This window comes from Salinibacter pepae (genome assembly GCF_947077775.1).
In the GTDB taxonomy this organism is placed as follows: domain Bacteria; phylum Bacteroidota; class Rhodothermia; order Rhodothermales; family Salinibacteraceae; genus Salinibacter; species Salinibacter pepae.
Window position 1 is genome coordinate 1970027 of record NZ_CAMTTE010000001.1, and the last position, 18829, is coordinate 1988855.

An 18829-nucleotide genomic window follows, 5' to 3' on the forward strand; every position below is an offset into this window, starting at 1 on the left:
CCGGCCCCGAATCAAGCCTCCACTGTCGCCACTGTCTCCGTTTCTTCCAGCAACAGCCCCTCCATGATCTCAAGCGCGTCGTTGAGCGTCGGCACGTCCTGAATGATGGCGCGCATGAGGCCGCCCTCCACGTCGTCCTTCATCACGTACTCGCGGTCGAGAAGGGTGAGCTTTTCGAGGAGCGGGTGGAAGACCTCATCGTAGAAGTACGGGTCGGCGTCCTCGCTGGGGAGGTAGAGGAAGAGCCGCTCGTTCTTGTAGACCACCTTCGGCATGCGGAGCCGCTCGCCGAGCAGGCGGAGGCGGGCGCCCGTGAGGAGGTTCTGCACCGGCTCCGGCGCGTCGCCGAAGCGGTCTTCCATCTCGTCGAGGAGGTCGACCAGCGTCGTCTCGTCCGGCGCGTCGCTGATGCGGCGGTAGAGGTTGAGGCGCTCGGTGTTGTCCCGCAGGTACGACTCCGGGATGTAGGCGTCCTCCTCCACGTCGACGGAGGTTTCGGGCCCGGGCGGCACGGCCTCCCCGTCGAACACGTCGTCGAACTCTTCCTCGCGGAGCTCCTTGACGGCCTGGTCGAGGATCTTGTGGTAGGTTTCGTAGCCGACGTCCTCGATGAAGCCGCTCTGCTCGGCGCCCAGCAGCGAGCCGGCGCCGCGGATGTCGAGGTCGCGCATGGCGATGTCGAACCCGCTGCCGAGGTCGGAGAACTGCTCCACCGCCTTCAGCCGCTCGCGGGCGTCGTCGGTGAGGCCGTGCACGGAGGGCACCAGGAGGTGGCAGAACGCCTTCCGCTGCGACCGCCCCACGCGGCCCCGCAGCTGGTGGAGCTCGGAGAGCCCAAAGTGCTCGCCCGCGTGGTTGATGATCATCGTGTTCGCGTTCGAGATGTCGAGCCCGTTCTCGATGATGGAGGTGGAGACGAGCACATCGAGCTTCTCGTTGACGAAGTCGAGCATTACGTCTTCCAGCTCGCTCGCGCTCATCTGGCCGTGGCCCACGCCGACCCGCACGTTTGGGACCATGGCGCGCACCATCTCGGCCACCTCGTGGATCGTCTTGACGCGGTTGTGGATGAAGAAGACCTGCCCCCCGCGGCTCGTCTCGTAGACGATCGCGTCGCGGATGACGTCCTCGTCGAAGGTGTGGATCTCGGTGTTGATCGGCTGGCGGTTCGGGGGCGGCGTCTCGATGAGCGACAGGTCCCGCGCCCCGAGAAGCGAGAACTGGAGCGTCCGCGGAATCGGGGTGGCGGTCAGCGTGAGCGTATCGATGGCCTCCCGCACCTTGCGGAGCGTCTCCTTCGTCTTCACGCCGAAGCGCTGCTCCTCGTCGACGACGAGGAGCCCGAGATCGTCGAACGTAATGTCGTCGGACGTGATGCGGTGTGTGCCGATGAGGATGTCGACCTGGCCCTTTTCCAGCTTCTCGAGGACCCTGGACTGTTCGGCCCGGGAGCGGAAACGGGAGAGCACCTCCACGTTCACGGGAAAGCGCTCCATCCGCTCGCTGAACGTGTCGTGGTGCTGCTGGGCGAGGATGGTGGTGGGCACGAGCATGGCCACCTGCTTGCCGTCCTGCACGGCCTTGAAGGCGGCGCGCACGGCCACCTCGGTCTTGCCGAAGCCGACGTCCCCGCATACGAGCCGGTCCATCGGCACCGGCGCCTCCATGTCGCGCTTCACCGCCTTGGTGGCCTCGGCCTGGTCGGGCGTGTCCTCGAACTCGAAGCTCGCCTCCATCTCGCGCTGCCAGGTCGTGTCGCTGGAGAAGGCGTAGCCGTCCGACGCCTTCCGCTTCGCGTACAGCTTGATGAGGTCGCGCGCGACCTCCTTGACCTGATCCTTCGTCCGCTGCTTTTTCTTCTCCCACTGCTCGGAGCCGAGCGTCGTGAGGGTGGGCTGGTGTCCCTCCTTGCCGGTGTACTTGTTGAGCTTGTGGAGGGCGTGGACGTTGACGTACAGCACGTCGTTGTCGGCAAAATTGAGGCGGACGGCCTCCTGCTGGTTGTCGCGGACGGTAATCTTCTTCATGCCGTCGAACCGCCCGATGCCGTGGTCCACGTGCACCACGAAGTCGCCCCGCGTCAGGTTCTTGATGTCGCGGAGGTTCATCCCGTCCGCGTGGCCCTCCCGCTGCTTGGTGGAGGGGCGGTGGTAGCGGTTAAAGATCTGGTGGTCGGTGAAGACGGCCAGGCCCGCCCCGGGCCACTCGAAGCCCTCGTGCAGCGACTCCACGACGAGCCGCGCCCAGCCGTGGTCGATCTCCGACTCCAGCAGGTCGCGCAGGCGGGAGCTCTGGCCGTGGCTGTCGCAGAGAATGAACGTGTCGAGGTCGCGGTCGCCGTTCTCCTGGAGCCGCTTCCGCACCAGGTCCATGTCGCTGTTGAAGGACGGCTGCGGGTCGGCCTCCAGGTCGAGCGTGTCGGTGGGGGTGCCGTTGGTAGAGGACGGGCTGAACGTCCCGAACTGAAGGCGCGGGTGCCGCGTGAGGGCCGCCGCCATCTGGTCCCCGGTGAGAAAGCGATCGTCCGGTGGCGTGAGGGCCTCGGGCGTCTGTTCGGCTTCGTCGTTCTCCGCGAGCTCCGCCCGACGCTCCTCGTAGGCGGCCGCGGCCTCCTCGAACTGCGCCTGCGCACCCTCCCGCACCTGCGCCTCGTCGAGCGTCGCGAGCACCGCCTCGTCGGGCAGGTATTCGAAGAGGGCGATGGAGCCGCGGGCCGCCTCCTCGCGCTCCAGGTTGGGCACGAGGCGGGCGGTGGTGAGGCGGCTCACCGAGCGCTGCGTCTGCGGGTCAAACTCGCGCAGGCCGTCGATCTCGTCCCCGAAAAAATCGATGCGGATGGGGTAGGTGCCGGCGTAGGGGAAGACGTCGAGGATGCCGCCCCGCCGCGCAAACTCGCCGGGCGCCTCCACGAACTCGACCGGCGAGAAGTCCTGCTCCAGCAGCCGATCGGCCAGCGCCCCCAGCGCGATTTCTTCGCCGTTCTGTACAGTCAGCGTTTCCCGCTGCACGGCCTGGGGCGGGGGCACCAGCTCGCCGACCGCCGGGACGCTCGTCACGAGGATGCCCTCGAAGCCCTCCGCCAGTCGCTGCAGGGCGTCGGCCCGCTCGATGAGCGGCGTTGAGTCTGCGATCTGGTCGGGGTCGTAGGGCGTCTTCTGCGTGGCGGGGACGCGGAGGATCGCCTCGTCCGGCTCCCCGACGAGCTGTTCCAGGTCGCTTTGCAGGTACGCCGCCGCGTCCTCGTCGGGCGTCAGCACGCAGAGTGGGGCCCCGGGCTCCCGGTGGAGGTGATACAAGAGGAAGGCCGGAAGGGACCCGGCGGCCCCGGTCACGTGGAGGGCGGGAGAGCGGTCGCCCCGTTGCGCCTCGGCGGTCCAGGCGCGGAGGCGACTGACGGCCGCAGTGGTTTCGATGCGGTTGGCGATGGCGGGGAGGGACACGGGCGGCGGGGTTCCTGATTCGAGAGAATGGTCGTCCTTGAGCGCGCAGCTTCGCTCGGACGTGCCTGGGGCTCGGGGGGGAGGGCGAGTGGGCGAAAGGGCGATTCCCACATTCTAGTCGCGTGGTTCGCGCCCTCTCGCGCCGTCACCCATTCGCAGCCCCCAAACACCGAAAGCCCGACGCCGCAACATCAACGGCGGTCGGGGAGGGGAGGCAGACCCGAGTGCAGACGGCAGGAGGATTCACTTCGGAAAAATCAACGGCGCAAACGAGCGGGGTGGTTCCTCCGTCGTTATGCGTTGACGCAACGGGTGGCGAAGAGTCGCAGATGTTTCACGTGGAACGCGCGGTCGAGCGCCGAGGGGGAGAACCGGAGGGAGGGCACGTTTCACGTGAAACAGGTTGGGCACGTGAGCAGGCATTCCCCGTTCGATTTGTGTTCGCCAGTCAGTTCCCAATCCGGAGTAGTGACGGCCCCGAACCCACGGGACGCCTATGACCGTTGGGCGGCGCAGTGCGACACCGACGCCAACGACACCCGCGACTTGAACGCAGAAGTCCTGCGAGAACAAACAGTTATTGAGGAAGACGATGCCGTGCTCGGGCTCGGGCGCGGCACTGGGCTCAACACCGAGTGGCTCGCCACGCGGGTGGGACACGTCGTGACGACGGACGTGTGTGACGAGATGCCCGCGAGGGCCCGAGGGCGCCTCACTCCCGATTCGGGGACGCTGCAGACACTCGACGTGACGACGCCGTGGCCGTTCGAGGCCGTTCGTTTCGATGCCGTCGTGGCGACGCTGGTGTTGGAGCACGTGGAGGAGCCGGCGCCGGTCTTTCAGGAGGCGCGGCGCGTGCTGCGGGAGGGGGCACCTTCTACCTCGCGGAGCTGCATCCGACCCGCCAGCTCGGCGGCACGCAGGCACATTTCGAGGACGAGGCGACCGGCGAGACGGTCGTGATCGACGCCTTTTTGCATCCGGTGTCGGAATTCGTCACCGCGGGCGTTGAGGCCGGATTTGCCGTGCGGGAGATGGGCGAGTGGCGGGCGGACGGCGACGAGAGGCCGCGGCTGTTGTCCATTCGTTTTGGGGCGGGGCCCGGCGAGGCAGGCTCGTGACGATGGGATTCCCGGTGCAGTCGAAAGAGGGGGAGCTCAACAGTGTCGGGACACATTGGGGCTCCGTTCTGTAGGAGAGAACGCCTACTCCGACACCGATCTGTGAGAGCCATGCACGTCACCCGTACGCCGGCCGACGTATTGGCGACGCTCTCGCGCCGCTACCGGGAGCACTACGGCGATCGTCTGGTGGGGATCTACGCGGTGCCCGAATTTCCTTTCTCCGACGAAGGCCCTGAAGAAACAAAGGACGATGATGTGCGGGCAATCGAGATCCTCGTTATGCTACAGGGGCCGTACGATCACTTCGAGGAAACGGACCCGGTGGTGGATATCGCGATGGAGGTGACGGAGGAATACGATTGGTGGACGGGCATCTTTGCTCGTCATGCAGCACACGACGACGATCTCGCGGACTGGGCCGGAGAGAAAGGAGTGGAGCTATGAGCGAAGTCCAGGAGCGACTCCAGACTGCACGGCGGCGGGTCGAAGCGGCGCAGTGTCTTCATCGTAACGAGTTCGAGTCAGATGCGATAAACCGACTGTGCTTCGGCGTTCTGGAAAGTGCACGGGCACTACTCCTGCTCCGTGATCTCACGCCGAAGACCCATAAGGGTACCGGAATGAAACTGGGACAACACTTCCGAAACGACGTAGACGTTGGTCTACTGACAAAGTTGCGCCAAAATCGAGAAGAGGCGGACTACGATCTGTGGAAGCCGTCCTCGGATGAGGTGGAGCTGTGGCTCGAAAGGGCCGACGAATTTGTGGACGCATCGGCGCACATCGTCGGCAGGGAGTGAGGAGGGAAGCGTTACTCGTCCCCCTCAATCGCCGGCCGCACAAAGCCGTCCGTCGCCTCCAGCCGCCGCCGCGCCTCGTCCACCCCCACGCCCGCGAGGATCATGACGATGGCCGTCTTCACGTGCCCGTCGCACCGGTCGAGCACCGCGTCGGCCTCGTCGTAGTCCACCCCCGTCACCATCATCACCGTGCGGATGCCGCGCTCCACGAGCTTTTCACTGGTGCGCCGCAGGTCCACCATCATGTTCTCGTAGACCTTGCCGAGGCGCACCATCGCCGCGGTGGTAATCATGTTGAGCACGAGCTTCTGCGCCGTCCCGCTCTTCATGCGCGTCGAGCCCATCACGACCTCCGGCCCCACCACCGGGCAGATCGCCACGTCCGGATTCACGTCCAGGTCCTTGCGCGGAATGGTCGTCACGAAGAGTGTGGGGCACCCGATCGTGTCGCGGGCGTGCTCCACGGCCCCCACCACGAACGGCGTGCGCCCGCTAGACGCAATCCCGCACACGACGTCGTTTTCCGTAACCCCTTGACTTTTCAAGGCTTGGGCGCCCCTTTCGGGCACGTCCTCCGCCCCCTCCTGCGACCGAAAGACGGCCTCCTTGCCCCCGGCAATGATCCCCTGCACCATCTCCGGATCGGTCCCAAACGTGGGCGGACACTCCGAGGCGTCCACCACGCCGAGCCGCCCGCTCGTCCCGGCGCCCACGTAAAACAGGCGCCCGTCGTTCTTGAAGGCCTCGACGACAACCTCAACGGCCTCCACGACGTGCGGCAGCTCCCGGCGCACGGCGATGGGCACCTTGTGGTCCTCGGTGTTGATGACGCGCAGGATCTCCTCCACCGACGCCGTGTCGATGTGGGTCGAGTGGGGGTTCTGCTGCTCGGTGGCGAGGTCCTGAAGCTCGTCGAAGAGGGGGGATGAGTCGGGCATGCGGGGCGAGGGGGGCCATGCGGACGTGTTGCGGAGAGCGGCGCTCCTGTGCCGGATGCGTCTTCTATTGGTGCAGGGCGTCGAGCCCCAGCTGGGAGCGAAATCGAACGATGGACCAGCCGAGAAGAACCACGAGGAGCGCGAGGGCGACGGGGCCCCAGGTCCGGAGCGACGAGTCGTCGGAGGCGTTCAGCTGTAGAGGACGGGGGGACCCGTAGAGCACTGTGGGCGCCCAGAAGAAGGGGCTCAGGTTATCGGGGTGGTTCTCCAGGTACGTGAGTTTGGCCTGCCGGAGGGCCCGGTCTTTGGGCTGTCCCGCCTGGAGGTTCTGGTAAAAGCGCTCCATGAGCGCGACACTGGACCGATCGGCCGTGGGCCACAGGTTGGACACCGTGGACCGGGCCCCCATGATCCGGAAGGCATACTGCAGCCCCGACATGCCCTCTCCGCCCCGGAGGGTGCCGCGGGCGGTGTTGCACCCACTGAGAACGGCCAACGGGAGGGCCTGGTCGCGGGTTTGAAGCTCGTGGAGAAACAAAAGCCCGTCCGAGCTGGAGTCGGGGTGGAGAAGAAAGGCGTTCCGGAGGGAGGAGGACGGGGAGACGAGGGCGTGCGAGGCCAGATGCAGAACGTCGGCCTCTTGGCTGGCGGCGGCGAAGGCCGGCTCCGTCGCCTGCTCGTCGAGGAATGTCTTCGCGTTGTCGAACAGCCGGTCGAGGGCGCTGAGCTCGGACCGCACGCCGGGCAGCGGGGGCAGGGACAGGGACGAGGCCGCGGTCGTGTCGGCACGGGAGGACGGCAGGGACGGCGGGGGGCGGAGGGGATCAAACGAGGACACCCCGAAGGCCGCGAGATCGGACGAAGACGGTGCGGCATCGCCTCGTGTCGCGGCGGTGTCGGCCGCCAGTGAGGCCGACAGATCAAGCGCCGTCGGGCGTTCGTGGAGCACAAAGCGAGCCTGTTCGTGGTCGTAGCGCCCCCCCGGTGCCGCCGTGGCCAGCATTGAAAATGGCACGTGAAACATCGGCCCGTCGGGGATGACCGTTAGGGGCTGTCCGTCGGGGAGGTGCGCCGCCACGGGGGCGTAAAGACGGTCGTGCAGCGCCCGGAGCGGGCGGAGGTCGAAGTGCATCGCGCTGATGCTCCGAGACGCCTGCCGGCCCGCAAACAGGGAAGAGATGGTGTTGACGTGAGCCCGGATCGAATCCTGAGAGAGGCCCGGAAGGGCGACCGCCCGGAGCGTGTCCCCCGTCAGGACGAAGGCCGCGGAGCGAGGGGGGCGGTCGTACACGGGCCACGGGTCGTCGAGGAAGTACGAGACGAGGGCCCGATCCTGCTGGGCGATCGACGCAGCGATTTCGTCCACCGACGGCCGCGGTGCCCTTGCCGAATCGAGGCGCAGGACGCGCTGCCGGTTGGCCATGAGGCCCGCCTCGCGGGCGCGGAGGGCGGCCTCCGTGGCGTCGGACAACGAGTCGGTGCCGAGCCGGGTGCGCACGTCCGCGAGGGCACGGCCGAGGCTGTCGAACCGAGCCCGAGTCGCGGGGGGGAGCTGGTTCGCCACCCGGTTCCGCGTGTGCAGGTCTCGGAGATAGCGGGCCCGGGTGCGGTCCAGAGCGGCCAGGGCCGCACGGGGCTGGTTCTGAGCCAGAAGGGTGCGCACGAGCCCGCGGTGCACGTCGCGCCACTGGGCAAAGGCCGTTGAGGCCCACTGCGTGGCGGTAAGCGACTCCCGATACCGCTTGATCACGGCCACGCCCGCCCGGTACTGAGCCTCTGCCGCGGCCCAATTGTGCTGCAGCTCGTGCAGGCGCCCCAATCCCCGCCGGATGCGTCGCTGGTGGTCGAGGTTGTCCACCCGTTCGGCGATGGCGAGTGACGTGTTCAGCACCGACTCGGCCTCCGTCCAGCGCTCGGTCTGCATGTGCAGCACGCCGAGCTTGAGCAGGGCGAAGGCGCGGAGCTGCGCGTCGTCCCGGGCCTGGGCGTACCGGCGCACCTCTGCGTTCAGCACATAGGCACGGTCGAACGACCCTAGGTACCCGAGGCTTTCGGACAGCGCAAGCGCAAGGTCGATGCGTCGGTCGGAGGACGTGGCGAGCGAACGGCCCCTGCGGGCGAGATCGCGGGCTTGGCGCAGGGACGCCCGATCGAACTCGGTGTTGAGGGTTTCTTCCAGAAGCAGGTTGGCCTGGAGGTAGAGCAGGCGGGCCCATTCAGAGGGGTGTTCCTCGGACGTACGGTCGTGCTCGCGCGCCAGCCGCCGTGCGCGGGTGTAGTAGCGACGGGCTGACTGGTAGTCCTGGGTGTACTGATGAAGAAGGCCCACATCGAGGAGGTGGGTGACACGGAGCCCAACCTCGTGCTCCGAGGTGCTCCGGAGGGCCGCCGAATAGTGGGTGATGGACGCGGAGAGGTTTCCGATCCGGAAGTGGAGGAATCCCTGATCCTGATGGAGGGCGCGGATCCACCCCGTGCGGGTGCCGTCGGCAGAGGGAATATCGGGCTCTGATTCGAGGTAGGCGCGGGCGTCTTCGAAGGTCTCAAACGCATCGGCAAATCGGCGCAGGGCGGCGAGTAGGGCCGTTTCCACCTGAAACGTGCGCATGATGTTGCCGAGGTAGGTCCGTTCGACCCCTGAGGGATCAACGGTCCGGAAGCAAGCCCGCGCCGCACGCACTTGAGAAAGATACGCCCGTACCGTGTCCCGGGGCACGGGCGGGGTGCGGGACCACATCTGGGGCACCCCCTCTCCCCAGTTGATCGGTGGGGGCGACTGGACCGGCGCCTGACGCAGGCACGCATCCAGGTCGTCGGCCGCGTCGACCGGGGACGATGGGACGACCAACAGCGATGTGGCCAGGAGAACGACGAGCATCACCGGGGGCTAGACGGAAAGCGGTCTGTTTGTTAGATTAACAAACGCTTCTCCTCAAGAGGGACACCAACGTTCACGCTTCTTTCCACAGTGTCCGGTATCACGCCATGACCACAGCAACTGAACACCTGCGCGACGCCTTTCGACGTTCTGTTCGCTATGCAGGCGGTGGGGCCGACCCCTCGTCGGGAAGCGGTGGGGGCGGGGGGACAGGCGGCGGTGGGGGGAGTGAGGAGAACGAAGAGCTTGAAACCTAAAGACAGGCCCCGACCATCGCAAAGGCCCACGGGGGCGCGACGAAAACGAGATGGGGGGCGTGGACAAAACGCCACGGAGCGCCGGCCGCTCAAAACGATTCTGGGCGCCCGTAGAGGGAGGCCGTACACGTGCAGGTGCCGCCACAGGCGGGACAGTGAGGACGACTGTTCGTCCGGGCGTAGTAGCGCTCGATGGTGGCAATCCGCGTGAAATCGTGCTTTTCGAACAGCACGCGGCTGCCGACGGGGGCGGGCCGGTGCCACGCGATGCCGAACACGCGGGAGACGCCCCGATCGGCAAGCCGCTCCAGCCGGCGCTTGTAGAAGGCGGTTCCGACCCCTCGGTTTTCCCAGTCCGCCCGCACACAGGTGAGGTGAAACAGGCCGTTTTGGGACGCGAGCGACACGTCCAGGTCGAGCGTGTCCAGCCCCTCAAGCGTGTCCAGCCCAAGGTAGTAGCGGGTATAGCGCCGGGTGCCCACCTCCAGGAACGAGACGCCCACGAGGGCATCGTCCGGGCCGACGGCCACGAGCCCAGCGGCCGAGTGGGTCGGGTCCAGGGCCGCTTCGATCCACGTGCGACGCGTGTCGGGCGCGCCCCCGAACCGACTGGCCCAGAGCTGGTCGGCCGTGGAGACATCGGTGGGGGCGAGCGGACGGAGGCGAAACGACGAAGTATTGGGCATAAACAGCGTCGGACGCAACAAAGGAGGGCCGGCGGCGTCATTGGGGGCAACGAACGAAGGCCCCGCCCCTGCCGTAATGGTAGTCTCGGAGCTCGCGCGAGCTCCCGTTCAGGTTTTCCAGAGCTGGTGCCCCCTTCATGATTCTGCACACCCTTCGCCTCCGGTCGTTCCGGGCCCACGCGGAGAGCGAGTTCGACCTCGCCCCGTCGATCAACCTCCTCTACGGGGCCAACGGGGCGGGCAAGACGAACGTCCTGGAGGCGGTCCACTACCTGTGCCTCACCAAGAGCTTCACGGCCTCGCGGGACCGGTATGCCGTCCGCAAGGACGCGCCCTACTTTGAGATTGAAGGCCGCATCGGGCAGGTCCGCGAGGAGCCGATGAGCGTGCGGCTGGCGTACGTGCCGGGCGAGGGCAAGAGCATCTTCGTAAACGGCGCGGAGCTCGACCGGCTGGCGGACATCGTCGGCACGCTGCCGGTGGTTGTCTTCTCGCCGGAGGACTACGACCTGACGGCCGGCGGGCCCAGCGAGCGGCGCCGCTTCGTCAACAACATCCTCAGCCAGGCGCGGTCCGTTTACATGGAGACGCTCATGAAGTACCGTCGCGCGCGGCGCCAGCGCAACGAGGTGCTCCGCAGCTACAAGAAGCGGTCCGCCCCGCCGCCCGACGAGCTCCTGGCCCCCTGGACGGAAAAACTCGTCGGGCTCGGCAGCCGCATCGTGCACCGGCGCCAGCAGTTCCTGCAGGCGTTCGCGGACGACCTCGAAGAGGCGTACCGCCGCATCGACGCGGTGGCCGAGCGGCCCACGATCGAGTACGACACGATTGCGGACCTGGCCCCCGACGCGGCCCCCGACGCCATCGAAGACGCGTTCCGGGCGGCCCTCGCCCGCAAGCAGGGGCAGGAACGAGACCGCGGCACCACCCTCGTGGGGCCGCAGCGGGACGAGCTCGTCTTCCGCCTCGACGACCTGGAGGTGCGCCGGTACGGCTCGCAGGGCCAGCACCGCACCTTCGCCATGGCCCTCAAGCTGGCGCAGTACTTCTACCTGCAACAGCGGAACGACACCGAGCCGCTGCTGCTGCTCGACGACGCCTTCGGCAAGCTCGACGCGGAGCGCACCGGGGTCTTTCTCGACCTCCTCCGGTCGGACGCCGTGGGGCAGAGCCTCGTCACCGCCACGCGCCGGGGCCCCTTCGAGCCGGCCCTCAACGCAGGGCCCGCGTCGCACCGTGCCCTGCAGGTCCGCCCGGGCGGCGGGACGGCGGCGGTGACGCCGGATCCGGAGTACGCCCGTGGAGAGGCGACGGCCGCCAACGGCGTGGCGTCGGCGCCCACAGGGGCCGACGCGGCGCCCACGTCCCGCGACTGAGCGGAGAACGACGCACGTATCTTTGCCAACAAGCGACAGCTCTTTGCCAACAAGCGACAGTACGTCTCCGATGAGCAGGTCTTTGACTGCACGCCGCGCCCCCGCTCGACGCCCGAGGCCCTGGGCCCTCATGCCCGTCCTCCTCTTGCTCCTGGCGGTCGGCACCGGGTGTGTCTCGACGGGCACGAATCCGGTCTCCGGAAACACGCGCGCCTACGGGTATTCGTGGCAGGAGGAGGTCAAGATGGGGAAGAAGGCGGACAAGCAGATCCAGGGCCAGTACGGCGTCTACGACGACGAGGAGCTCCAGGAGTACGTCGACGAGGTGGCGCGGGAGGTGCTAGCGGAGAGCCACATGCGGCGGCCGAACACGCCCGAGCGGTTCCGAAATACGGAGTTTGAGTTCCGCGTGCTCGACAGTCCCATTATCAACGCGTTTGCGCTCCCCGGCGGCTACGTGTACGTAACCCGGGGCCTCGTGGCCCACCTCAACAACGAGGCCCAGCTGGCCATGGTGCTCGGGCACGAGATTGGACACGTCGCCGCCCGGCACGCCTCGCAGCAGGCGGCCCGTCAGACGTTCACGCAGGGGCTTCTGCTCGGCGGGGCCGTCGCCGGGCAGGTGGCGTTCGGGGGCAATGTGGCGGAGAACGTCATGGGGATGGGGGGACAGGCCGCGCAGCTGTTGTCCCTCAGCTACAGCCGCGACAACGAGCGCGAGTCCGACCGGCTCGGGGTGGAGTATGCCGTCCGGGCGGGCTACGACGGGGCCGAAGGGGCGGCCTTCTTCGAGTCCCTCGACCGGGTGCGGGAGCAGGGGGGGCAGTCCATCCCGACGTGGCAGTCCACCCACCCGGACCCAGGGGCACGGCAGCAGACGATTCCGGAGCTGGCCCAGGCGTGGCGGAAGAAGGTGGACAGGCCGGCCACGACGATCGATCAGGATGCGTACTACGACGCCCTCGAGGGCACCGTGCTCGGCAAAAACCCGCGTCAGGGCTTCGTGGAGGAGGGGGTGTTCTATCAGCCCGAGCTGGCGTTCCGGTTTTCGATCCCGAGCCGCTGGGACGTACAGAATCAGCCCCAACAGGTGGCCCTGGTACAGCCCGACCAGTCGGCCTACATGATCTTCACGTTCTCCGACGCCGAGACCCCCGGCGCCGCCGCCCGGAAGTTTGCCGGACAGGACGGCCTCTCGGTGCTCGATCGCCAGAGCACCTCCGTGAACGGAAACGACGCCCGGCGCGTCCTGGCCGAGGGGAAGACGCAGCAGGGGCAGGTTGTTCGCCTGCTGACCTACTTCATCGCCTACGGAGGCAACGTGTACCAATTTCAGGGAGCCACCAGCGCCGATCAGTACGATGCCTACCGGCCTGACTTCGAGCGGACGATGACGAGCTTCGCGCGGCTCACCGACTCGGGGAAGCTGAACCGACAGCCCGCGCGCATCGCGATTCGGGCGGCGGACCGGGAGGGGGGCTTCCGGTCCTTCGTCGATACGGACGCGCTGCCGTCCGACATGACGGAGGAGGACCTCGCGATCATCAACCAACTGGAGGTGGACCAGGCCGTTGCCCCGGGCCGTCCCCTAAAGCTGCCGAACTGACGGGGGGACAGCCCCAGGAGGCCTCGGGGCAGGCGTCCCTCGGCTCCCGCGAAGCCGATTCGGCCGTGGGGGGCGAGCGACATGGGCCCCGTCCCACTAACGGCGGGCCCGGTGGGGATCCTCCTCTTCTTCCGTCGGGGGAATGACGCGCCCCTCGCCGCCGACGACCATCTGGTCGTCCCGGTAGATGTACGTGCGCAGCTTGACGTGCTTCTTGTCCTCAATCTTCTCCGAGACCTTCACCTGGACGCGGACCTCGGAGCCAACCGGAACGGGGCGGAGAAAGCGGCACGAAATGCCGACGGCGATGCTGCCGTGTCCGGGAAAGTCGCGGCCCAGCACCTTTGAGATGAGGCCGAGCAGGAGCACGCCGTGGACGATGGGCCTGCCGAATCGGGAGTGTTCTTCCGCGTAGTCCGGATCGACGTGCACGGGGTTGTCGTCGCCCGTGATGTCGGCGAACTTCTTCACGTCCTCCGCCGTGACGACCCGTGTCCACTCGTGGGAGTCGCCAATCTCAATCGATTCGTAGGTGTTGACCATGGGCAGCGAGTGGTTGGAGAGGGAAAGGGCAAAAGAAGAAAAGGGCATTCCGCACTCAAGGTAGAAAGAAACGACGGAAAAACCTACCGGAGGGGGCGGCGAGACGGATCAGAACCCCGTCGGCGTGTTTAGGAGCCGGGCATCAACGCCCGAGCGGACCGGGGCGTTACTCCTGTGTGGAGGCGGGCGGCCCGTTGATACGGGACGGGAGAGTGCATCTCCGTTTTCGGTCATTCAACGCACGAACGTGATGGATCGTCTTTTTCGGGCCCTTCGGCCGTTCATCCGACGCGTAACGCAGCGTGCCGGCGGGGTGCTCGTGCTTGCCGTCCTGGCGACGATCCTGGGCGGTTACGGGGCGTCTCAGCTCTCCATCGACACCGACATCGCCAACCTCGTCCCCGAAGACTACGAGAGCGTCCAGGCGCTCGATACCCTCCAGCGCACCGTCGGGGGGGAGCGTGACATGGCGGTTGCCATCTCCAGCCCGTCGTTCGAGGCCAACAAGGCGTTTGCGGAAGATTTCATTCCGAGGGCCCTGTCTTTGAGGCGGGAGGCGGACACGAGTGCGACGTACCTGACGCGGGTCGAGTACAAGCGCGAGGTCGAGTTTCTGAAGGACAACGCGCTCTACTTTGCGTCCGACCAGGAGCTGCGCCAGGTCGAAGACTTTTTGGACGATCAGATCGCGGAGGCGAAGCGGGCCCGGCAGGACGCCAACCCGTTCTACTTCGAGCTCGAGGAAGAAGAGGGGGGGACGGCCGACACCGCCGAAACGACGGAAGAGTCCGGCGAGGCGCTGGAGGGGGTCTACGACCGCCTCATCGGAAAACGATACCCGATCTCCGACGACAGCACCACGATGGTGCTGCGCTTCTACCCGTCGGGGGCGAACACGAACATCGGCTACATCGAGAACCTGTACGCCGACACGCGGGCCCTGGTCGACCGGATGGAGCCCGCGTCGTATCACTCGGAGATGGAGGTCGTGCTCGCCGGGCGCCTGTACCGGCAGCTCGTGGAGGTGGAGACCATCTGGAGCGACGTGACGGGCTCGTTCGGGGTGGGGGTGGGGACCGTACTGCTCGTGGTCATTCTGTACTTCCTATACAAGGCCTACCGGGTGCGGTCGGGGCCGGGCTTCGACGGGCGGGGGCTGCTGCGCGAGCTGGTGCGGGCGCCGGTGATGGGCCTCGTGATCGGGGTGCCCCTGTTCATGAGCCTGGCGTGGACGGGCGGCGTGGCCGCCCTGCTGTTCGGGCGCCTCAACCTGATGACCTCGACCCTCGGGCTCGTGCTCTTCGGGCTGGGGATCGACTTTGGCATCCACTTCTACGCCCGGTACGCCGAGGAGCGGGCCGACGGACACTCGGTCGCCGACGCGGTGGAGCGGACCTTCGTCAGCACCGGCCAGGCCATCGCCGTCGGGGCCTTCACGACGGCGGGGGCCCTGTACGTGCTCGTGGTGGCCGACTTCAAAGGCTTCAGCGAGTTTGGGGCCATTGCGGGGACGGGGGTGCTCTTTGCGCTCGTCGCCATGACGGTGGTGATGCCGGCCCTGCTGGCCCTGCTGGAACGGACCGGCCTGCTCGACCTGCGGAGGGGCGCCGGGATGGAGGCGGCGCCCGACGACGCCCCGCGGCGGTATTCGGCGGCACGGCCCGTCGTGGTGGGGGGGCTCGTGGCCGTCCTCCTGGCCCTGGCGCTCGCCCCGCAGGTGGACTTTCAGTACGACTTTGGGGCACTGGAGCCCGAGTACACCGAGTACGAGCAGCGCGACCGGTACGTCGACCGCGTCAGCACCGGGGGCAGTGACAACCGCCGCAACCCGGCCTACATCGTGGCGGACAGCCGCGAGGCCGTGCCCAAGATTGTGACGGCCGTCCGCAAGAAGATGCGGGCGGATACGACCTCCCCGACCATCCTCGCGGTGGAGAGCCTGCAGGAGCGGTTCCCGCTCCGCGATACGGCCCAGGCGGCCAAGCTGGCCCGCATCGCCCAGATCCGCGAGACCGCCACGGAGAACCGGTACCTCCGGGACGAGTCGACCGACGCGCTCGAACGGCTGCGCCGCGCCGCGCAGCCCCGCGCGCCCATCCCGCTCGATCAGGTGCCCCGGTCGCTCCGGAAGCAGTTTACGACGAAGGACGGCGAGCTCGGGCGGTTCGTCATGATCTACCCGTCGGTCGGCCTCTCCGACGGACGGAAGTCGATTGCCTTCGCCAAAGACGTGGGCACCATCACGACCGAGGACGGCACCACCTACCACGCAGGCTCGACGTCGCTCGTGGCGGCGGACATGCTGATGCTGCTGCAGCGGGAGGCGCCCTGGATGATTGCCGGGACGTTCGTCATCGTGGCCCTGCTCATGTGGCTCAACTTTCGGTCGCTCCGGTGGGCGGGCCTGGCGCTCGTGCCGCTCGTGGTGGGGCTGCTGTGGATGCTGCTGGTGATGGAGGTGTTTGGCCTCATGGTCAACTTCTACAACATGATCGTCTTTCCGGCCATCCTGGGGATCGGCAACGACGCGGGCGTGCACATGGCGCACCGGTACCGGGAGGAGGGCCCCGGCTCGCTCTGGACGGTGCTGCGGTCGACGGGCGAGCACGTGACGATGGGCACGCTCACGACGATGGTCGGGTTTGGGGGGCTGCTCCTGAGCTTCCACCCCGGCCTCAACTCGATGGGCACCCTCGCGGTGCTGGGACTGGGGACCACGCTGCTGGCGGCGGTACTCTTCCTGCCCGCCCTGTGGCAGTGGCTGGAGGACCGCGGCGACGCGCCGCACGCGTCGGGGACGAGATAGGGGGCAGGACCAACGCAGGAGTGTGTCCCCTAATTTGCATTGAGAGTGTCGAGTGGGCTCGTCACGCCCTCGCCGCTCTGTTCCAGAACGTGGACGTACTGCATGGTGGTGCGCAGCTGCTCATGGCCCAGCAGTCGCTGAATGGTGCGCACGTCGGTGCCGTCTCGCAGCAGGTGGGTGGCGAACGAATGCCGGAGGGTATGGCAGGTGGCGTGCTTCTCGATGTCTGCCGCGTCGGCGGCGTTCTTGACGGCGCGCTGCACGGCCGAATCGGACCGGTGGTGGCGGCGCACAGCCCCACTGCGCGGGTCGTCCGACAGCCGGGGGGAGGGGAAGACGTACTGCCACCGCCACTCGGTCGCTGCGTTCGGGTACTTCTCCGCAATCGCGTCGGGCAGATACACGCTCCCGACGCCCTCCACACAGTCCGTCTCGTGCTGGGCCCTCACCTTTTTGAGATAGCGCTGGAGGGGGGCGTGCAGGCGCTCGGGGAGTACGGTCGTGCGGTCCTTTCCGCCCTTCCCGTCCCGCACGTGGACGCGGCCCCCGTCAAAGTCGAGCGCCTTCACCCGGAGGCGCAGGGCTTCCGAGAGGCGCAGGCCACTGCCGTAGAGAAGATGAGCAATGAGTCGGTTCGGACCGGGGGGCAGGGTCGCAAAGAGGCGCCGTACCTCCTCGCGGGAGAGCACCGTGGGGAGGCGTTTGGGGCGGTCGGCGCGGTCGAGCGGCCCGAGGTCGCCGAGCTCGACCCCGAGCACCTGTTCGTAGAGGAACACCAGCGCATTGAGGGCCTGGTTCTGGGTGGAGGCCGCCACGTTGCGCTCCGACGCGAGGTGGGACAGGAAGGCCCGGATGTCATCCTCGTTGAGGTGGCGGGGATGGGTGGTGTCGTGAAAGCGGACGAAGCGGATGACCCAGCGCACGTACGCCTTCTCCGTATGGTAGCTGTACTGGCGGCGCTGGCAGACCTGTCGTACCCGGTCGAGGAGCTTGGGGGCGTGGGGGGCGGGCCCAGGCATGGCCGAGGAAAGAGACTCCGGTCAGAGCGTATGGCTTGACAATAAGGTCGCCAATATTCAATATATCAAGGAAGTTGACATATTCCGCCAGTCGTATCCGTTTGACATATGCACAGAGCATCTCGCGTAACCAGCAATGGTTCAATGGGTTACGGGGTTGAAGATGTGCCTATGTCGAGCACCTTGATATAATTATAGGTTATGCACACAGGGTAGGAGAAAATGAGAAAGAGCCGGGCGCATGCTGTAAATGTCGTTCTCTTCGCAGTCTGCATGGGTCTCGGAGGAGGAGCTTATGCCGGGCTGCTTCCGGCGCGGATGAGCATTCTTCCCCTCTTCCCCATTCTCAGCGCCGCACTGTTTTATGGAGCAGCGTGGTGGATACAGCGCTTTCCCGCTCACGTCAATATGCCGAATCAGGCGGCATACGACGCGTTGCCGGAAGAGGAACAACAAAGGGTAGTTGCTTGCACATTACCGTTTTTCTACTGGTCGACCGCGATATGGTTGGGATTCTTTATCACGTGGTTCTCTTTCGACACAACGGCAGCCATTATCGTAGCCGTTGTGGTTGCCAATATTGCGGAGGGAGGACTGGCCGTCCGCATTCTATTTTTGAAGGCGCCGCGAAAGGTCCGCGAGCTTCAGGAGGGTGCGCAGGACAGGTCAAGGTAGAGAAATGTGCATAACCCTCCACTACAGCCGACGCTGGGCGGGTGCTCGCTTCGACCGAGGTCGACTTGCCTGCTCCTTTCGGAAGGCACCACTACCAGCGCGGCTGAGTTATATCGTTATAGCGACCCGACAGTAAGTCGATATCCTTCAACCACACACGAGGTACATGATATGAGAACCGTTGTCCCACTGTGTGTTGCTGTTGCCTTTCTCGCCAGCGGCTGCGATTTCGGCAGCGGTACCACCAGTGATTCGGAGAGGAAGTTGAGCATCACTACCGATCAGCAAGTCTACTCAACCGAAAGAGTGGTGGCACGCTTCGAAAACAATTATTCGCAGGCTGTACTGTACGACCGATGTGGAACGGCACTTTACCGCGGAAGTCCTGAGGGACAACCCTACGACGGAGCGACGTGTACACACGCGTTGACTCATACCCCTGTGCGCATCGGTGCGGGAGAAGTGTATTCTGACACGCTCGTCTGGTTTGGAAGCGATTATGCTTCGGGAACGTATCGATTCGAGTTTGACGTGACCGATACGGAAGGTGAGCCGCTGCCAAAGGAAGAAAGGTTAACGAAGGCAGTGGAGGTAGAAGATGAATGAGACGTAGGGTCGCAATAACCCAACGCTGCACCTGACGAGTAGCGTTGGTTCTTTCTGTGTCGTCGTGGCCACGAC

Annotated in this window: 15 protein-coding genes; 9 read left to right on the forward strand and 6 right to left on the reverse strand. The window is 66.4% G+C overall.

All coding sequences use genetic code 11. The annotated features are described in order from the left end of the window. Positions 1-11: 11 nt before the first annotated feature. The gene (gene mfd, locus OJA40_RS08335) at positions 12-3440 is read right to left on the reverse strand and encodes a transcription-repair coupling factor (protein WP_208425195.1); all 3429 of its coding nucleotides are present in this window, start codon (positions 3438-3440) and stop codon (positions 12-14) included. Positions 3441-3908: 468 nt separating this feature from the next. On the opposite strand from mfd, the gene OJA40_RS08340 reads away from it, so the two are divergent. The 4 genes from OJA40_RS08340 (at position 3909) to OJA40_RS08355 (ending at position 5364) form a co-directional block, all read left to right on the forward strand. Further along, the gene (locus tag OJA40_RS08340; protein ID WP_208427657.1) at positions 3909-4403 is read left to right on the forward strand and encodes a class I SAM-dependent methyltransferase; all 495 of its coding nucleotides are present in this window, start codon (positions 3909-3911) and stop codon (positions 4401-4403) included. Then, the gene (locus OJA40_RS08345) at positions 4400-4561 is read left to right on the forward strand and encodes a hypothetical protein (RefSeq protein WP_208427658.1); all 162 of its coding nucleotides are present in this window, start codon (positions 4400-4402) and stop codon (positions 4559-4561) included. Before OJA40_RS08340 ends, OJA40_RS08345 begins: the two co-directional genes overlap by 4 nt. 111 nt (positions 4562-4672) lie before the next feature. Beyond that, positions 4673-5008, forward strand: coding sequence for a hypothetical protein (locus tag OJA40_RS08350; protein ID WP_263810305.1), 336 nt, complete (start codon positions 4673-4675; stop codon positions 5006-5008). After that, positions 5005-5364 carry a HEPN domain-containing protein gene (locus tag OJA40_RS08355; protein ID WP_263808437.1) on the forward strand — a complete coding sequence of 120 codons (360 nt, stop codon included), beginning with the start codon at positions 5005-5007 and terminating at the stop codon, positions 5362-5364. The genes OJA40_RS08350 and OJA40_RS08355 overlap by 4 nt, the downstream gene beginning before the upstream one ends. 11 nt (positions 5365-5375) lie before the next feature. Here OJA40_RS08355 and murQ read toward each other — a convergent pair whose 3' ends face one another. The 3 genes from murQ to OJA40_RS08370 form a co-directional block, all read right to left on the reverse strand. After that, positions 5376-6302, reverse strand: coding sequence for an N-acetylmuramic acid 6-phosphate etherase (murQ, locus tag OJA40_RS08360; RefSeq protein ID WP_208427661.1), 927 nt, complete (start codon positions 6300-6302; stop codon positions 5376-5378). 64 nt (positions 6303-6366) lie between these two features. After that, on the reverse strand, positions 6367-9180 hold the full coding sequence (locus tag OJA40_RS08365; RefSeq protein WP_263808438.1) for a CHAT domain-containing protein: 2814 nt from the start codon (positions 9178-9180) through the stop codon (positions 6367-6369). Positions 9181-9526: 346 nt separating this feature from the next. Then, the gene (locus tag OJA40_RS08370) at positions 9527-10123 is read right to left on the reverse strand and encodes a GNAT family N-acetyltransferase (protein ID WP_263809697.1); all 597 of its coding nucleotides are present in this window, start codon (positions 10121-10123) and stop codon (positions 9527-9529) included. A gap of 137 nt (positions 10124-10260) precedes the next feature. Here OJA40_RS08370 and recF point away from each other — a divergent pair, with 137 nt between their 5' ends. Then, positions 10261-11499, forward strand: coding sequence for a DNA replication/repair protein RecF (recF, locus tag OJA40_RS08375; RefSeq protein WP_208426853.1), 1239 nt, complete (start codon positions 10261-10263; stop codon positions 11497-11499). Positions 11500-11629: 130 nt separating this feature from the next. Then, positions 11630-13105, forward strand: coding sequence for a M48 family metalloprotease (locus OJA40_RS08380; RefSeq protein ID WP_208426854.1), 1476 nt, complete (start codon positions 11630-11632; stop codon positions 13103-13105). 96 nt (positions 13106-13201) lie between these two features. Here OJA40_RS08380 and OJA40_RS08385 read toward each other — a convergent pair whose 3' ends face one another. After that, on the reverse strand, positions 13202-13696 hold the full coding sequence (locus OJA40_RS08385; protein ID WP_263792703.1) for a MaoC family dehydratase: 495 nt from the start codon (positions 13694-13696) through the stop codon (positions 13202-13204). A 202-nt stretch (positions 13697-13898) separates the two neighbouring features. On the opposite strand from OJA40_RS08385, the gene OJA40_RS08390 reads away from it, so the two are divergent. Then, entirely contained in the window at positions 13899-16454 is a 2556-nt protein-coding gene (locus OJA40_RS08390) for an efflux RND transporter permease subunit (RefSeq protein WP_263809698.1), read from the forward strand. Positions 16455-16483: 29 nt separating this feature from the next. Here the strand turns inward: OJA40_RS08390 and OJA40_RS08395 are convergent, their stop codons facing one another. Next, on the reverse strand, positions 16484-17473 hold the full coding sequence (locus tag OJA40_RS08395) for an integron integrase (RefSeq protein ID WP_263809699.1): 990 nt from the start codon (positions 17471-17473) through the stop codon (positions 16484-16486). A gap of 318 nt (positions 17474-17791) precedes the next feature. Between OJA40_RS08395 and OJA40_RS08400 the strand changes: the two genes are divergently transcribed. Continuing rightward, positions 17792-18148 (forward strand): hypothetical protein, encoded by a 357-nt coding sequence (locus OJA40_RS08400; protein ID WP_208426856.1) that lies wholly within the window; start codon positions 17792-17794, stop codon positions 18146-18148. 171 nt (positions 18149-18319) lie between these two features. Next, entirely contained in the window at positions 18320-18754 is a 435-nt protein-coding gene (locus OJA40_RS08405; RefSeq protein WP_208426857.1) for a hypothetical protein, read from the forward strand. The last annotated feature ends 75 nt before the right edge of the window (positions 18755-18829 follow it).

Excerpts from the sequence above, each read along its gene's own strand:
- murQ (WP_208427661.1), bottom strand. The coding sequence starts at position 6,302 with ATGCCCGACTCATCCCCCCTCTTCGACGAGCTTCAGGACCTCGCCACC.
- OJA40_RS08370 (WP_263809697.1), bottom strand. The coding sequence starts at position 10,123 with ATGCCCAATACTTCGTCGTTTCGCCTCCGTCCGCTCGCCCCCACCGAT.
- OJA40_RS08400 (WP_208426856.1), top strand. The coding sequence starts at position 17,792 with ATGAGCATTCTTCCCCTCTTCCCCATTCTCAGCGCCGCACTGTTTTAT.
- recF (WP_208426853.1), top strand. The coding sequence starts at position 10,261 with ATGATTCTGCACACCCTTCGCCTCCGGTCGTTCCGGGCCCACGCGGAG.
- OJA40_RS08365 (WP_263808438.1), bottom strand. The coding sequence starts at position 9,180 with ATGCTCGTCGTTCTCCTGGCCACATCGCTGTTGGTCGTCCCATCGTCC.
- OJA40_RS08395 (WP_263809699.1), bottom strand. The coding sequence starts at position 17,473 with ATGCCTGGGCCCGCCCCCCACGCCCCCAAGCTCCTCGACCGGGTACGA.
- OJA40_RS08380 (WP_208426854.1), top strand. The coding sequence starts at position 11,630 with ATGCCCGTCCTCCTCTTGCTCCTGGCGGTCGGCACCGGGTGTGTCTCG.
- OJA40_RS08405 (WP_208426857.1), top strand. The coding sequence starts at position 18,320 with ATGAGAACCGTTGTCCCACTGTGTGTTGCTGTTGCCTTTCTCGCCAGC.
- OJA40_RS08390 (WP_263809698.1), top strand. The coding sequence starts at position 13,899 with ATGGATCGTCTTTTTCGGGCCCTTCGGCCGTTCATCCGACGCGTAACG.
- OJA40_RS08350 (WP_263810305.1), top strand. The coding sequence starts at position 4,673 with ATGCACGTCACCCGTACGCCGGCCGACGTATTGGCGACGCTCTCGCGC.
- OJA40_RS08355 (WP_263808437.1), top strand. The coding sequence starts at position 5,005 with ATGAGCGAAGTCCAGGAGCGACTCCAGACTGCACGGCGGCGGGTCGAA.
- OJA40_RS08385 (WP_263792703.1), bottom strand. The coding sequence starts at position 13,696 with ATGCCCTTTTCTTCTTTTGCCCTTTCCCTCTCCAACCACTCGCTGCCC.